This is a genomic window from Ramlibacter sp. WS9 (genome assembly GCF_003797765.1).
GTDB lineage: Bacteria > Pseudomonadota > Gammaproteobacteria > Burkholderiales > Burkholderiaceae_C > Ramlibacter.
This window is the reverse complement of the sequence record NZ_RKMB01000008.1, coordinates 19,329-34,994: the sequence shown is the minus strand read 5'-3', so window position 1 is coordinate 34,994 and position 15,666 is coordinate 19,329. Positions and strand designations below refer to the sequence as shown.

Below are 15,666 nucleotides of genomic sequence, written 5' to 3'. Positions count from 1 at the left end.
GGTGTGCTCCTGAATCTTTTGTGGGTTGCAATCAGCCGCCGCAGCCGCCGAGGGTGACTTTCACTTCCTTCTTGGAGAAGAGAGCCTTGCCGTCAGTCGTGATCGCGACCGCATACACGTCGGACGACTGGCCCATCTTGGCGCGCGTGAGGAAGTTGGCGTCGACCGCGTCGCTCACGTCGAACTTGGCGACGAGCGGGCTGGGATTCTTCTCGACCAGCACCAGAAGATGCTTCACGCCCGTGAGGGTGGTGGCCACACCCATCGGCACGACGGCGCCGTTCTCGGCGATGTCCGGTGCGGTGAGCGTCACCGCGGTGCTCGCAGCGGGTGCGCCTGCGCCGAAAGCCTTCATCACGTCCGCGACGGTCTTGGCTTCGAACGCGTTGCTGTTCCACGCAGCCGAAGCGTAGCGTGGGAACAGGCCGGTAGCTGCCAACAGGCCGGCCACCGCGGCGCCTTGCTTGAGTGTTTCGCGACGGGTTCTCATGGGCTCTCCTATGGTTAAGTCGATACTAATATATGGCCGGATGCACCGCATGGGGGATATCCCTGCGGCATTATTTCGTTAGGGTTTTGCGCCGCTGGCGAGCCAGCTGGCCAGCGTGCGCGCATCGGCTTCGCTCAGCGGCTGCGGCGGCATCGGAATGGCGCCCCAGGTGCCGGAGCCGCCGGTGCGAATCTTCTCAGCCAGGTAATCCGCCTTGCCCTGGTGCTTGGCGGCGATGTCCCTCCAGCTGGGGCCCACCAGTTTGCGGTCGGGTGCGTGGCAGGCGGTGCAACTGTTCTTCTGCGCCAAAGCCTGCACGTCCTCCGCTGGAGCGGGAGAGGCAGCATCGGCAGATTTCACGGCGAGCGCAGGTGTTTCCGGCGCGGCAGCGGTGGTGTCTACGCCGCGCTGCGCGCCGACAAGCCGATTCTGCTGGGCAAGATTGCCGTGGGCGTTGCGGGCGAATGCGGGCAGCGCCGAGGCCACCTTTGTCTCCGCGCTGCAATCCTTCATGCACGCTTGTGCGGCGACGTCGGGCTTTGCGCTGCCACCGAATTCCTTCCCCGGCCACAGCGCATGTGCGGTCGTCATGCCGTTGCGGTTGGGCAGCCGCTGCTGTACGTCGCGGATGTTCTTGTCGGAGAGCGCATAGTCGGCGGGCAACACCCCGCCCAGGTGCAGCAAGTAGGCGGTGGTTGCATACACCTCTTCGACGGTCAGTGACTTGGGCTGCGTCCATGGCATCGCCCGGTTGATGTAGTCCCACAGCGTCGACACGTGCGCGACCTTCATCAGCGTTGTGCGGCCCGGATAGCCACCGGGCCTCAGGCTGGCCACGCGCCCGTTCTTCACATCTTCCGCCGTCGTGCCGCCCACCAGCGGATTGAAGATCTCGTTGGATTCACCGAACACGCCGTGGCACGACGCGCACTTCGCTTCCCACACTTCCTGGCCCTTGGCCACGCTGCCCGAACCGGTGGGCAGCCCCTTGAAGTCGGGCCGCACGTCGATGTCCCAGGCCGCAACTTCCTGTGGTGTCGCGGCACGGCCGATGCCGGGGTACGACTTACCTTGCGCCAAGGCCATGCCCGCGATACAGGCGATGACGGCCGCGATCGCTTTCGGGGCCACCGCGGAACCGGCTCCGCCGGGCCGCTGGTGGCGCCCCCTTGAGGGGGGGGCGGGCGCAGCCCGCTTCGGGGGGGAGCTATCCCATTTGGACATTCTTGACCTCGCCGCTTTCCTCCACCAGCCACGACTGGATCGCGTTGTTGTGATAGATCGAGCCCTTGCCGCGCACCGCACGCAATTGCCGATAGGTGGGCTGCACGTAGCCGGTCTCGTCGACGGCGCGGCTCTGGATGATCGCGGGCTTGCCGTCCCACACCCAGTCGCACGAAAAGCGCGTCAGGCACTTGCTGAGCACCGGCGTTTCCAGCCGCGCCGCGCGCCAGTTGCGCCCGCCGTCGACAGACACGTCGACGCGCTTGACCTTGCCGCGGCCGGACCACGCCAGGCCCGTCACGCTGAAGAAACCCTTGTCCAGCAGCGCCTGGCCGCCGGAAGGCGTCGTGACCACGCTCTTGCATTCCTGGATGCTGCTGTGCTGCCGGTGCAAACCGTCGGGCATCAGATCGACGTAGTGGATCACCTCGTCCTTGGTGCCGTACGGCTGGTCGCCGACCTCGATGCGGCGCAGGTATTTCACCCAGCTCACGCCCTGCACGCCGGGAACGATCAAACGCAGCGGATAGCCGTTCTCGGGCCGCAGCATCTCGCCGTTCTGGCCGTACGCCACCAGCACTTCGCCGGAGCGAATCAGGCTCATGGGAATGGTGCGCGTCATCGAGGAGCCGTCCGCGCCTTCGGCCAGCACGAACTTGCCGTTGGTGAAATCGGCACCCGCCATCTCGAGCAGCCTGATGAGCGGCACGCCGGTGAACTCGCTGCACGACAGCATGCCGTGGGTGTACTGGCACGTGGGCACGGCCACGTTACCCCATTCCATGCCGGTGTTGGCGCCGCACTCGATGAAATGAAAACGCGACACGGCCGGCAGTCGCATCAGCTCGTCCATGGTGAAGACCTTCGGCGTCTTCACCATGCCATTGATCATGAAGCGGTGCCTGGAAGGATCGATGTCCCACCAGCCCTGGTGGTGCCGCTCGAAGTGCAGCCCGCTGGGCGTGACGATGCCGAAGAGCGATTGCAGCGGAGCGAAAGACACAGAAGCCTGCGGCGTCTGGGTCAAGCCCGGACTGCGCCGCCGCTGCACATTGCTCTCGTACTTCGAAGGCTTGCCGTAGCCGTCCGTGGCGACGGCCTGGCCCAGGCCTTTGGAATGTTCAGGCAGTTCCAGGATGTTGGGATCGCCCTGCGCCGCGCGGGCTGTCGGGATCGCCGCGCCTGCGGCAGCCGCGGCAAAAGCCCCGCGCAGAAAGTCGCGCCGCCCATTGCGCGCCTGCGCGAACACCTGCGACACGCCATCGCGGTCGAGGAAGTTTTCGGGCGCCTTGCGCAGCCGGCCGTGGGTCATTGTAGCGTAAGAATTCGTATATGCAGATTCACGAATATATACGCGGCGGTGCTGTTGTGCGTTGGGGTTTACGCGAGGTCGCGGGGCGCTGTTGCTCGGAGCGGGTGGGCGGGATCGGGGCGGCAGGGCGCTCCCCTCCGCTCATGTCCCCCGGCGCCGGGAGGGCGCCTCCTCCTTTACTTCGCTGCAGGGAACGCCCTACCACCCCGATCCAGGAAGCATCTCCGGTTTTCGGGCGTCGCATCCAATCAACGCCCGCGACCACCGCGCGCAGCGAGACAGGACCCGCATCAATCGCCCTCGCGCTCCATCAGCAGGTACGTGTTGTACGCATTCATCCGATTCGCCACGCGGAACAGCGGAAGTTGTTCGAAACGGCTCCAGTCGGCGGCCTTGTAGGCGTCGTCGAACGGTTCCAGGTTCTTCGCGGCTTTGCCCATCATGCCGCGCAGGTGCACGAGGTAGTCACGCGTCAGTTCCATGTCCTTGCGCGCGTCGGTCGACACCGGCCCGTGGCCCGGCAGGATCACCGAGGCGTCGAAAGAGAGCAGGGCGTCCAGCGCCTTTATCCACTGGCGGCTGTCGGCCTGGCCTACGAACGGGATGCGATTGCGAAAGACCAGATCGCCCGCGAACAGCACTTTCTCTTGCGGCAGGTAGACCACCAGGTCTTCGGGCGTGTGCGACGGCCCGACTGGTTTGATCCGCAGGGTCACGCCGCCGATCACCAGCTCGCGCTCGCCGTCCAGCCACTCGTCTGCGGGAACGAGGCGCGTGTCCTTGTCGATCCATGGGGCGAGCTCGGTGCGCGACGCTTCCAGGCGCAGCCGCGCGGTGTCGGAGTTGAGGTACTCGCGCGCCGCCTGGTGAGCGATGATTTTCGCGCCGGCCGCTTTCAGGGCTTGCAGGCCATAAATGTGGTCGGCGTGGTAGTGCGTGACGATGACGTGGGTGACGGGCTTGCCCGTGTGTTTGCGAATCTCCGCAAGCAGGCGCAGGGCGAGGGCGGGTGACCCCAGTGCGTCGATCACGATGACGCCGTCCGGTGTCACGACGAAGCCGGCGTTGGAGATGAAGTTGCGGTTGGTGGCCGAGCCCAGGGCCGACAAACCCTCCACCGCCCACGCCGAGGCCGACAGCTGCCGGGCGACCATCGCCGGTTCGCTCGGTGCCGGTGCCGGTGCCGGCGTCTGGGCGTGAGCGAGCGTCGCGCCCCAGGCGCACGCCACGGCCGCCAGCCAGCCGCGCCACCGGCGGGTGCGCGGCACGGCCACGGTCATGCCAGCGTATCGGCCCAGATGTTGCGCGCCCAGGCCATGGCGTACCCGCCTTCCTGCTCGCTGGCCGCGGCGGAGACGCCGCCCGAGCCGGCAACGGTCACCATGGTTTTTTGCGCGGCGTCGTAGCGATGGACGCTGGCCACGTGCATCACGTCCTTGTCGCTGACGAAGCTGTAGCAGGTGTTGTTGTACAGCGGCTGCGCATTGACGGCCTTGCCCGCGAGGAGCGCGATCACGGCTGCCGCGCACGTCTTGCCATGCTGGTTGGCCATGTGGGCCGACTTGGGCATGCCCGGCGCGATCTGGATCGCGTCGCCCAGCACGTGCACGTTCTTCACCGCTTTGGACTCGAACGTGAGGAAGTCCACCTCGCACCAGCGCTTGTTGGCGGTGGCCAGGCCGGTCTTCGCGGCGATGTCGCCGGCGCGCATGTCGGGCAGGACGTTCAGCACCGCGGCCTTGAGGTCGTCGTTGAACTCGAACTTCAGCGTTCCGGTGGCGGCATCGACATCCACCACCTTGTGCTTCGGGCGGTACTCGATGATGCCGGCGTAGCGGTCGGCCCAGGCCTTCTTGAAGAGCGCGCCCTTGGACGTGACGTCGTCGTTGGCGTCCAGCACCAGCACCTTGCTGCGCGGCTTGGCCGTCTTGAAATAGTGCGCCACCTGGCAGGCACGTTCGTAGGGGCCGGGCGGGCAGCGGTAGGGCGCGAGCGGGATGGTCAGCGCGTACACGCCGCCGTCGGGCATGGCCTCCAGCTGGCGGCGCAGTGCTGCCGTTTGCGGCCCGGCTTTCCAGGCGTGCAGCACGCGCTCCTGCGCGCCGGGCCGGTTCATGCCGGGCACCGTCTCCCACATGAAGTCCACGCCGGGCGAAACGATCACGCGGTCATAGGGGAGCTCGGTGCCGCTCGCCAGCTTGACGATTCGCTTGTCGGGGTCGATGGCGGTGGCCATGTCGCGCACGACCTTCACGCCGTGGCGGCGCGACAGGTTGTCGTAGGGTGTGGTGATGTCGGCCAGCGTCTTGCTGCCGCCCAGGACGAGGTTGGAGATGGGGCACGAGACGAAGGCGGCGTTCGGTTCCACCAGCGTCACGTTCAGCGTGTTGTCCGACCACATACGCAGGTACTTGGCGGCGGTGGCACCGCCGTAGCCGCCACCGATCACGACGACTTTGGGGCCGGATGCACCGCCGATGCCGGCACAACCCGCGACGAGGGCAGCGGTGCCGAGCGAACCCACCGCACCGGCGGCCTGGACGAATTGACGTCTTTTCATGATGCGCCCCTTATTGTTTTTTCTGCGCGGCGAAGTAGCCGGCGATGGCAGCGATCTGTTCATCGCTGTAGCCCTTGGCGAGCTGGTGCATGATGGTTGCCGGCCGGCGGCCATTCTTGAAGTCCATCATCTTCTGCACGATGTCGGATTGGCCCATGCCGGCCAGCGCCACGTTGCCGGGTTGCGCGTTGCCATTGGTGCCGTGGCAGTTGGCGCACGCGGCGGCCCAGCTGCGCACGTGCAGCGCATCGGGTGCCTGGGCATGGCCCAGTATCGGCAGCGCCAGCGTCAGCGCCGCCAGCGCGAGATTCGTTCTTCTCATTGCTTCTCCTTGCGGTTGGGGTACTTCAGCTCAGCGGACAACGTCCGTTTCGATGGCAATTTGCGTGCAGACCGCGCGGCACAGCGTCACGACGCGGTCGTTGATGATGCGATAGTAGATTTGCACACCTTCGCGGCGCTTGCCCAGAACGCCGGCCTGGTAGAGCGTGTTGAGGTGCTGCGACATGTTGGGCTGCGTGGTGGCGATTTCCGACAGCAGCTCGCTCACGTTCTTCTCGCCGTTGCACAGGCTGGAGATGATCTTGAGGCGCATCGGCGCCGACATCACGCGAAAGACCTCCGCCGCGAGTTCGAACACCTCGTCGGTTTCCGTCGGGCCTGGGGCCGGGGCCGGTGCGGGGCTGGCGGAGCGCTTGGCCATCCTTGCTCGCTCAGGGCTTGATGTACGCAAATTTTTCCCGCAGCTGCAGTTGTCCGATGCGCACCACGCCCGAAGGCGTGAATTCGGCGTCCATGATGAACTGCTCCCGCTTGAGGCTGCGGTTCTTGAGGGTGATGTCGCAGACCTCGAACTTCACGCCGCGCGCCTTCAGAGCGCTGACCAGCGACGCATAGTCGATGTTGGGGTTCTTCTTGTCCTTGGCGCCTTCCATCAGGAAGTCCACGCCCTCGGCGTGCGTCACCACGACGATCTTCGTGTCGGGCGCCACGTCCAGGTGGTTGCGGACATTGCGCAGGCCCTTGGTGGCCTGGGCTTCGGTGTTGTCGATGTGATAGACCACCTTGTCCTGCGCATTCGCCGCTCCGGCAAAGAGCCACACGGCGGCCAGCACCAGCAGTAATCGGTTCACGGCTTTCATCGCTTGCTCCTGGATTGATCTATCGGTCTTCGCCAATATAAGGCAAGTGCGATTCGGCAGCGATGGGGGCGGACCCTACAACCAGGGGAACATGTCAGGCGTCCCGCTCCAGCCGCCAGCTCTGGTACTTCAGCGCCGCAACGGCCCCGGCGATCATCGCGGCCACAGCGACGATGCTGGTGGCGCTGAGGGTGGACACGCCAGAGACGCCCTGGCCGATGCTGCAGCCCATCGCTGTGACGCCGCCGACCCCCATCAGCACCGCGCCTGTGAGATGGTGCCCCAGGTCGGCGGTGCTGCCGAAACCCTCCCAGCGAAAGCTGCGCTGCAAGAGGGCGACGATCGCCGAGCCGGTCACCACGCCAAACACCGACACGATGCCGATGGTGACCCGCTTGCTGGTGTCGCTGTAGAACATCAGCCAGTCCAACGTGTAGGCGATAGGCGAAACGAAGCTGAAGGCTTCGGCGCGGCCGGAGTTGGTTGCCAACAAGGTTTCCTGCAATGTCTCGGGGTGCTCGGTCACGAACCCGACGTGCCCGCTGATCCACCACATCGCGACCACGGTGGCACCCACACCGATGCCGCCTAGCAGGTTGGTGGCGCTGCGGAAGTCGCGGGCCGCCAGCGCCCAGGCGACAAGCGCGCCACCGATCGCCAGCGCCAGCACCAGCCCGATCGTGGACGGTTGCGCGCCCAGGGCCTGCGCGGCCCAGCCCGGCAGGCTCGCCGGTGTGCTGAACTCGTGCGCGACGCGATCCACCGTCTGGGTGCGCCACACGGCCGTGATCCCTTTCAAGGTCGCGAAGGCTGCCACTCCCAAGACGATGACGACCACCAGCGCCTTGAGGTTGCCACCGCCCACCCGCACCAGCGCCTTGCTGGCGCAGCCCGACGACAGCACCATGCCGAAGCCGAAGACGGCGCCGCCAACGAGTGCGGACAGCCAGATCCAGCGGTTGGATGCGTAGAGAGCGTGTGCGGGGTTGATGAGGCCGGCCCAGGCCAGCACGCCGAAGCCGATGATCGCGACGCCGGCGGCGAGGCCCCATTGACGCAGGCGATTCCAGTCGCCCATGGTCACGACGTCCGCGACCGCGCCCATGGTGCAAAAGCCGGTTCGCTGCACCACCGCACCCAGGGCAAGTGCCACGAAAAAAGAAGCCCAGAGGACCTGTTGGGTAAGACGCGCCAGCTCGTCAGGGGTCATCGGCCGATTCTAGGCCGCCACGATGGAAGCGCCCGCCGCGCTCAGTGCTCGCGGCGCTGCGCCATTAGGTCGCGCAGACTGGATTCCATGATGACGCGCTGAACCTCGCGCAGGTAAACGATGCGGCCGGCCGTACCGCGCCCGGCGATGCGTCCAGGGTGCTCGCGCACGTCCATACCGGGCCGTTCCGCCCGGCGGGGCAGGGGCGGCAGGAAAGAGGTATCGGTTGCAGTAGCCATTGAACGAACTCCACTGGAGGGGTCTCAAATTGTTAGCTCAGCCATTGCAGAGCTGTGTAGGACAAGGCCGCATCCGCGTGCAGGCCGTCGGGTGCTGCGCAGGAGAGGGCGTTCAGCGCCAAACAGGCATGCCCGTCGCGCCAAAGTCCTACAGCCCGAGCGTGAGTGCACCGCGAAGATGCGCGCATGAGCTTGGACCGTATGACCGCCGCCTTCGCCGATTTCTGCCGCCGCCTGTGGGCGTGGTTGCGCAGGCACCCCTGGAAGATCGCCACCGCATTGGTGCTGTTGCCGGTCGTTTATGTGCTGGCGTGGATACCTTTCACACCCGGCATCAGCGATATCCGCAAGGCCCGGACCGAACAACCGACCGTCGTGCTGTCGGCCGACGGGCAGGAGCTGGCCGTCTTCAAGCGCGCCAATCGCGAGTGGGTGAAACTCGCGGACATCTCTCCCCATGTCCTGGCCGCGCTCATCGCGACAGAGGACCGCCGCTTCTTCGATCACCATGGGCTCGACGTTCGCCGCACCCTCGGCGCCGCCCTGCACACCGCCCGCGGCAACCTTCAGGGCGGCTCGACCATCACGCAGCAGCTGGCCCGCAACCTTTTCCCCGAGGAGATCGGCCGCGCGCCCACCATCACACGCAAGATCAAGGAAGCCATCACGGCTTTCAAGATCGAGTCGGTCTACAGCAAGAACGAGATCCTGGAGACCTACCTCAACACCGTACCGTTCCTCTACAACGCCTATGGCATCGAGATGGCGGCCCGCACCTACTTTGACAAATCGGCCGGCGAGCTGGACGAGCTGCAAAGCGCCACGTTGATCGGGATGCTCAAGGGCACCAGCCATTACAACCCCGTGCTCAACCCCGAGCGGTCGCTCCAGCGCCGCAACACCGTGCTGGCCCAGATGGCGCGAGAAGGCAAGCTGGCGCAGGCCAAACTGGACACCCTCAAGACCCGCCCGCTGAACCTGGAGTTCGAGCGCCAGGTCGAAGACATCGGCGTGGCGCCGCACCTCACACAGCAACTGCGGCGCTGGCTGATCGAATGGGCCGACCGGCGCGGCTACAACATCTATGCCGACGGGCTGGTGCTGCGCACCACCATCGATTCGCGCCTGCAGACCATGGCGACCGAGGCCGTCACGCGGCAGGCCGACAGGCTGCAGAAATCGGCCGATGCCGCGTGGCGTCGTGGCGGCTGGAAGGCGCACAAGGAACTGGCGCAAACCTTCGTGCGCGAGAGCGCTGAATACCGGGCCGCGGTCGGCACGGGCCTGGCCGACGGTGATGCCGTGAAGAAAGTGCTGGCCGATGCACAGGTGATGGACAAGCTCTGGGAAGAGAAGACGCGGCTCCAAGCCGGCTTCATGGCGCTGGACCCGACGAGCGGCCACGTGAAGGCGTGGGTGGGCAGCCGTGACTTCAACGACGACAAGTTCGACCACGTGCAGCAGGCCCGGCGGCAACCGGGCTCGACCTTCAAGCCCTTCGTCTACGGCGCGGCTTTCGAGCAGGGCATCAGCCCGGCCGAAACCCTGATCGACCAGGAGGTGGAGATCCGCATCGACGAGCGCACCGTGTGGAAGCCGGGCGACGTGGGCGAGCCGACCGGCCTGCCGACGAGCTTGCGCGACGGCCTGACGTATTCAAAGAACACGATCACCAGCCAGCTGATGCAGCGCGTCGGCCCGCAGCGCGTGGCCAAACTGGCATGGGACATGGGCGTGCGGCAGAGCAAACTCGACCAGGTACCTTCGCTGGCGCTGGGCACCAGCCCCGTCACGCTCAAGGAGATGGTCACGGCTTTCGGCAGCATCGCCAACGGAGGCAGCTACATGGAGCCGGTGGTGGTAAGCCGCATCGAAGACCGCAACCACCGCGTGATCGAGGAGTTCGGCTCCAAGCCGCCGGAGCGGGCGCTGTCGCTGCAAGCCGCGGAGACCCTGCTCGACGTGATGCGCGGCGTGATCGACAAGGGCACGGGTGCGGGCATCCGCAGCCGCTTCGGCATCCAGGGCGACGTGGCGGGCAAGACCGGAACCACGCAGTCCAACACCGACGGCTGGTTCATCCTGATGCATCCGCGGCTGGTGGGCGGTGCGTGGGTCGGCTTCAACGACAACCGCGTCACGATGACGGGCGATGCCTGGGGGCAGGGCGCGCACAACGCGCTCCACGTCGTCGGAGACTTCTTCCAGCAATCGCTCAAGGCGAAGGTGGTCGACGCCAAGGCGAAGTTCTCCGCGCCGCGCGACCAGGGCGTGCTGGACCCGTTGATGGGGAAGATGAACGACTGGTGGCAGGGGATGTTCGGCAGCAGCGGGTCGCAGATGCAGCAGCCGCTGCCCGAGCCGGCCGTGGTCGCCGAGCCGCCGGCCGTGACCGTGCCATCCTTGCCGGCGGAATCTGCCGTGATGGCGCAACCGGGGAGCCCACCGCCGCTGCCGCCGTCCTTCCAGCACGTGCCCGAGATCCAGCGCTTGCCGGAGACCGCCCGCGGCCCGGTGACGCTGCGCGGCGACCGGCAAGGGCAGGTCGTCGTCGTTCCTCGCGAACAGGTGGACGTGGCGCCGCGCGCGGCGGGTGAGCGCCCGGTGCTCAGGCCGGAGAGGCCGGAGAGGCCGGAGACGGGCGAGGCGGGGGCCGGGCCGGCGATGCCCGTAACGCCGATGATTCAGATGCAGCCGCTGCCCGAGATGCCAAGCCGGCCGAGCCCGACCGAGTAGCAGTCGTTGTCAATGCAGGATGGATTGCGGAACGAGTCCGCAATGACAAATCGGCTTCAGTGACCGACCTGCTCGTTGGTCGCGATCAGGCGGTTCACCAGCAATTTGATGAACGCGCGATCGAAGCGCGTGCGCAGGCCTTCGGAGGCCTCGTGCAGCGCGTCGTTGCGGATTTCCAGCACCAGCACGTCCGACGCAGCCACGGCGGTTGCGGTGCGCACGGGCTTCTCGGCTCGCAGGTAGGCCATCTCGCCCAAAGTCACGCCCGGCCCGAGCACGCTGAGCTGGATGCCGGCGCGCCGGACGGCGACGTGCCCTTCGAGGATCACGTAGAACGAGTTGCCCTTGCTGTCTTCGCGCATCAGCACGTCGCCCAGCCCGAAATGCAGCATCGTCCCCAGCCGCAGCGCTTCCCAGACCGCCGAGTCGTGGAACTCGCCGAAGAACGGCAATGAACGCATCTGCGCGAAATGCTCGCCCTGGCGGTCTTGGGTGCGGCGCCGGGGCAGCACCTTGCTCGCGTCCAGCAGGGCATCGGCGAAGTCGGACCAGTCGGCATATCGCTCCATCGGGTCCTTGGCCAGGGCCCGCATGACCGCCTGGTTGGCCGACGGCGGCAGCTCCGGCCGCAGCAGGCTGGGCGGCACCGGCATCTCGGTGCTGATCTTGAACATCGTCGTGAAGTCCGTGTCGCCCTCGAACGGGTTGCGGCCCGTCAGCAGCTGATACAGCACGATGCCCAGCGAGAACATGTCGCTGCGATGGGTGCAGACCTGCTCGCTCACCTGCTCCGGGCACATGTAGGAAGGCGAGCCCACCAGGCCGGCCAGCTGCGTGACATCGGTGCGCGACGACAGGGCGGTGCCGAAGTCCGTCACCTTCACGCCGCCGCCCTCCTGCAGGATGATGTTGGCCGGCTTGATGTCGCGGTGCACCAGGCCGTGCTGGTGTGCATGCTCCAGGGCGCTGCAGACCTTGAACGCCACGTCCAGGACCTGGGCGACAGGCAGCAGCTTGTCGCCCTCGGTGAAATCGGCAAGCGGCTGGCCGTCCACGAATTCGAGCACGAGGTAGGGCGGGTCGGCGTCTTCGTCGGCGTCCAGCAATCGCACGACACAGGGGTGATCGAGCTGGCCCGCCATAGCGGCCTCGTTGCGCAGCCGGCGGCGGTAACGCGCGGCCTCTTGCACGTTTTGCAGCAGGTGGGCGTGGATCTGCTTGATGGCGACGGGGCGCGAGTTGAAACGGTCGTATCCCAGGTACACAGTGCTGCTAGCACCCCGCCCGAGCACGCGCTCCACGCTGTATTTGCCGATGGCCGCGGGAAGGGCAATGCTCACGGCACGGCCCGCCGCGGCCCGTTCGGGTCGAATTTCATGCGACACCCCTTCTTCCTGGGCAATGGTAGCGAGGAAAGCGCAAGGCGCCTATCTGGGCAGCTGCTCGAGCAGGTTGATGAGCGACGCCAGTTCCACCGGCTTGATCAGGTGTGCATCGAACTCTGCTTCGGACGTGCGGCGCCTTGCCGCTTGCGGTACAGGGCCCAAGTTGAGGCCTTCGCCTACACGCACGTACGGTCGAGCTTTGTAACCTCTCGGTTGCCACCCGCGTTCCCGCGGTGGCCGGCCCCGAGACTCTGAAAGGAAGTCCATGTCACTCCCGACCGCCGAGCGCTTCCTCGGCACCGGCATTCCCGGACTCGACACCATCCTCGGTGGCGGCCTCGCGCCCGGCCGCATCTACCTGGTCGAAGGCGAGCCCGGCACCGGCAAGACGACCACGGGGCTGCAGTTCCTGCAGGAGGGCGTGCGGCACGGCGAGTCCGTTCTCTACATCACGCTGGCCGAGTCCCAAGAGGAAGTGCGTGCCGTGGCCCGCTCTCATGACTGGGACATGACCGGCATCCACATCCACGAAGTCCTGCCGTCGCAGGAGATGCTCAGGCCCGAGCAGCAATACACCATGTTCCACCCCTCCGAAGTGGAAATGGCGGGGACGCTCCAGCAGATACTGGCCGGCGTCGAACAGTGCAAGCCCGCCCGCGTGGTCCTCGACTCGCTCTCCGAGCTGCAGCTGCTGGCCGACACGGCCCTGCGCTACCGGCGCCAGGTGCTGGCACTCAAGCAGTTCTTCTCGACGCGCCATTGCACGGTCATGCTGCTGGACGACCGCACTTCGTCGTCAGCCGACCTGCAGGTGCGCAGCATCGCGCACGGCGTGATCCAGCTCGAACAGTCCGTCAAGGACTACGGCGCGGAGCGGCGCCGCGTCCGGATCATCAAGTTCCGCGGCCGCGACTTCATGGGCGGGCTGCACGACTACAACATCGTCAAGGGAGGCCTCGTGATCCATCCGCGGCTGGTGGCCGCGGGCACGCGTTCCCTGCAAGACCGCCAACAGCTCAGCACCGGGCTGGAAGAGCTCGACACCCTGTTGGGCGGCGGGCTCGAAGAAGGCACCAGTACGCTGGTCGTTGGCCCGCCGGGCACGGGCAAATCGTCGCTCGCCGCGCAGATCGTTTCGGCCGCGCTGGCGCGTGGCGACAAGGCGGCCATGTTCCTTTTCGAAGAGTCGATCAGCAACCTGCTGCACCGCGCCGACGGCCTGAACATGGAACTGCGCGGAGCCATGAGCGCGGGCCAACTGGCCCTGCAGCAAGTAGACCCGGCCGAGCTTTCGCCGGGACAGTTCGCAAGCGCGGCCTGCTCGGCTGCCGAAAACGGCGCCCGCGTTGTCGTGATCGACAGCCTCAACGGATACATGAACGCCGTACCGGACGAGCGCTTCATGACCACGCACCTGCGCGAACTGCTCACTTATCTGAGCCAGCAAGGCGTGGTGACCATTTTGGTGGGAGTGCAGCAGGGCATGCTCGGCGGCCCCATGAGCAGCGCGCTGGACGCGAGCTACCTGGCCGATAACGTGCTGATGCTGCGCTACTACGAGCACGACGGCGAAGTGAAGCAGGCGGTGTCGGTGTTCAAGAAGCGGGGCAGCGTGCACGAACGAACCATCCGCGCGTTCTCGATGTCTTCCAAGGGGATCCACGTGGGCCAGACGTTGCGCGGCTACCGGGGGATTCTCACCGGCGTGCCGGTTCCGCTCACGCAGGCATCCGACGCGCGCGGAGCCCACTGATGGCGGGACGGGAACGGTGCATCCTGATCCATTCCTTCAGTGAACAGGATGGCGTGCTGGCCGGCAAGGTGCTGGGCGGCATGGGGATCGAAACGTCGCTGTGCCGCAGCGCGGCGGAGCTTTTCGACCAGCTCGAAGGCGGCGCGGGCGGCCTGCTCATCGTCGAGGAGATGATCACCGGCGTTGCGCCCCAGTTGCTGCGCTTTCTGGAACGCCAGCCGCCCTGGTCCGACCTGCCGATCCTGGTGCTGACCAAGCACGGCTCCGATTCGGTGGAAGCGCAGCGTGCCGTTGAACTGCTGGGCAATGTCACGCTGCTGGAGCGGCCGGTGCGAACCATGGCGTTGGTGAGCGCGGCCCGCTCGGCTCTGCGCGCGCGCGACCGCCAGTACCAGGTGCGTGAGGCCGACCGCCGCAAGGACGAGTTCCTCGCGACGCTGGCGCATGAGTTGCGCAACCCGCTCGCGCCGATCCGCACGGCCATGTCGATCTTCGAGCGGACGAAATTGTCGCCGGAACTGGTGAAACTGATCTCGATGGTCGAACGCCAGGTGGCTCACCTCACCCGGCTGGTGGATGACCTGCTGGACATGGCACGCATCAGCAACGGCAAGGTGGTGCTTCAACTGCAGGACACGAGCGTGCGCTCGATCGTGACCAACGCGACGGAGATCGCGAGTGCGGCAATTACCGAGAAGAACCATGAGTTGGTGGTCGAGCAGCCCCGCGACGAGTACCGGCTGCACGCGGACCACGTGCGTGTGGTGCAGAGCCTGGCCAACCTGCTGGTGAACGCGGCCAAGTTCACGCCCATCGGCGGAACGATTTCATTGCGCGTTCGAATCGATGGCCCCTGCGTCGAGTTCCGCGTGCGTGACAACGGCAGGGGCCTGGAGGCCGAATCGCTTTCGACGATCTTCGAGATGTTCGCCCAGGCGCGATCGCCGGGCGAACCCGGCACGGGTTTGGGCATCGGCCTGAATCTGGCCAAACGCTTCGCGGAACTCCACGGGGGAACGCTTGGCGCCACCAGCGAAGGGTTGGGGCGGGGCAGCGAATTCGTGCTGCGCCTGCCGGTCGTGAGCGGAGCGGAGCCACCGCCTGTCAGCCAAGGCGCGCCGCTGCAAGGTGCGGCTCGCATGCCCGCCCGCGTGCTGGTGGTGGACGACAACGTCGACGCCGCCAACACGCTGGGCACGCTGCTCACGCTCCAGGGCATTTCGGTCTCGCTGGCGTATGACGGCGCGGCCGCCGTCGAAGCCGCGCGCGCAGATACGCCCGACGTCGTGCTGATGGACATCGGCATGCCCCGGGTGAACGGCTACGAGGCCGCCCGGCAGATCCGCAGCCAGCCCGGCGGCAACCGCATCACCCTGATCGCGCTGACCGGCTGGGGGCAGTACGCCGACCGGCGGCTGGCCGAACAGGCGGGCTTCGACTTCCACTTCGTCAAACCGGTGGATTTCACCGCGCTGATGGGGTGCCTGGCTGTGCCGGCCTGAACAAGCGGGCCACCGCAGATTCCGTTTCGTCCTACAGCGATCCCTGAGCGTCACTGACGCCTCGCGCTCGTCCGCGGCGCAACGCTCGAGCCTGGCACCCACTGGGGTGCCCT

General features: G+C 66.5%; 15 protein-coding genes. 3 read left to right on the top strand and 12 right to left on the bottom strand.

The window, feature by feature from the left end; genetic code table 11:
* Positions 1-31: 31 nt before the first annotated feature.
* The 10 genes from soxY to EEB15_RS13925 form a co-directional block, all read right to left on the bottom strand.
* The gene (soxY, locus tag EEB15_RS13970) at positions 32-490 is read right to left on the bottom strand and encodes a thiosulfate oxidation carrier protein SoxY (RefSeq protein WP_141510482.1); all 459 of its coding nucleotides are present in this window, start codon (positions 488-490) and stop codon (positions 32-34) included.
* 78 nt (positions 491-568) lie between these two features.
* Complete coding sequence (locus EEB15_RS13965) at positions 569-1,576, bottom strand: c-type cytochrome (protein WP_141510651.1); 1,008 nt, start codon at positions 1,574-1,576, stop codon at positions 569-571.
* A gap of 121 nt (positions 1,577-1,697) precedes the next feature.
* Complete coding sequence (gene soxC, locus EEB15_RS13960) at positions 1,698-3,026, bottom strand: sulfite dehydrogenase (RefSeq protein WP_141510481.1); 1,329 nt, start codon at positions 3,024-3,026, stop codon at positions 1,698-1,700.
* Positions 3,027-3,316: 290 nt separating this feature from the next.
* Complete coding sequence (locus EEB15_RS13955) at positions 3,317-4,306, bottom strand: MBL fold metallo-hydrolase (protein ID WP_370283590.1); 990 nt, start codon at positions 4,304-4,306, stop codon at positions 3,317-3,319.
* Positions 4,303-5,586, bottom strand: a complete 1,284-nt coding sequence (locus EEB15_RS13950) for an NAD(P)/FAD-dependent oxidoreductase (protein ID WP_141510480.1) — start codon at positions 5,584-5,586, stop codon at positions 4,303-4,305. The genes EEB15_RS13955 and EEB15_RS13950 overlap by 4 nt, the downstream gene beginning before the upstream one ends.
* A gap of 10 nt (positions 5,587-5,596) precedes the next feature.
* The gene (locus EEB15_RS13945; RefSeq protein WP_141510479.1) at positions 5,597-5,908 is read right to left on the bottom strand and encodes a c-type cytochrome; all 312 of its coding nucleotides are present in this window, start codon (positions 5,906-5,908) and stop codon (positions 5,597-5,599) included.
* 30 nt (positions 5,909-5,938) lie between these two features.
* Positions 5,939-6,289: a helix-turn-helix transcriptional regulator gene (locus tag EEB15_RS13940; protein WP_255466328.1), complete on the bottom strand. Its 351-nt coding sequence runs from the start codon at positions 6,287-6,289 to the stop codon at positions 5,939-5,941.
* Between the two features lie 10 nt (positions 6,290-6,299).
* Positions 6,300-6,728 (bottom strand): DsrE family protein, encoded by a 429-nt coding sequence (locus tag EEB15_RS13935; protein ID WP_141510478.1) that lies wholly within the window; start codon positions 6,726-6,728, stop codon positions 6,300-6,302.
* 94 nt (positions 6,729-6,822) lie between these two features.
* The gene (locus EEB15_RS13930; RefSeq protein WP_141510477.1) at positions 6,823-7,938 is read right to left on the bottom strand and encodes a YeeE/YedE family protein; all 1,116 of its coding nucleotides are present in this window, start codon (positions 7,936-7,938) and stop codon (positions 6,823-6,825) included.
* Positions 7,939-7,979: 41 nt separating this feature from the next.
* A complete protein-coding gene (locus EEB15_RS13925; protein WP_141510476.1) occupies positions 7,980-8,177 on the bottom strand; it encodes a hypothetical protein in 198 nt (65 codons plus the stop codon).
* A gap of 186 nt (positions 8,178-8,363) precedes the next feature.
* On the opposite strand from EEB15_RS13925, the gene EEB15_RS13920 reads away from it, so the two are divergent.
* On the top strand, positions 8,364-10,913 hold the full coding sequence (locus EEB15_RS13920) for a penicillin-binding protein 1A (RefSeq protein ID WP_141510475.1): 2,550 nt from the start codon (positions 8,364-8,366) through the stop codon (positions 10,911-10,913).
* Between the two features lie 56 nt (positions 10,914-10,969).
* Here the strand turns inward: EEB15_RS13920 and EEB15_RS13915 are convergent, their stop codons facing one another.
* Both EEB15_RS13915 and EEB15_RS33680 read right to left on the bottom strand, forming a co-directional pair.
* Positions 10,970-12,253: a protein kinase gene (locus EEB15_RS13915; protein ID WP_141510474.1), complete on the bottom strand. Its 1,284-nt coding sequence runs from the start codon at positions 12,251-12,253 to the stop codon at positions 10,970-10,972.
* 87 nt (positions 12,254-12,340) lie between these two features.
* Positions 12,341-12,484: a hypothetical protein gene (locus EEB15_RS33680; RefSeq protein WP_158290105.1), complete on the bottom strand. Its 144-nt coding sequence runs from the start codon at positions 12,482-12,484 to the stop codon at positions 12,341-12,343.
* 79 nt (positions 12,485-12,563) lie between these two features.
* Between EEB15_RS33680 and EEB15_RS13910 the strand changes: the two genes are divergently transcribed.
* Both EEB15_RS13910 and EEB15_RS13905 read left to right on the top strand, forming a co-directional pair.
* A complete protein-coding gene (locus EEB15_RS13910) occupies positions 12,564-14,051 on the top strand; it encodes an ATPase domain-containing protein (protein ID WP_141510473.1) in 1,488 nt (495 codons plus the stop codon).
* Positions 14,051-15,553 (top strand): response regulator, encoded by a 1,503-nt coding sequence (locus EEB15_RS13905; protein WP_141510472.1) that lies wholly within the window; start codon positions 14,051-14,053, stop codon positions 15,551-15,553. The genes EEB15_RS13910 and EEB15_RS13905 overlap by 1 nt, the downstream gene beginning before the upstream one ends.
* The last annotated feature ends 113 nt before the right edge of the window (positions 15,554-15,666 follow it).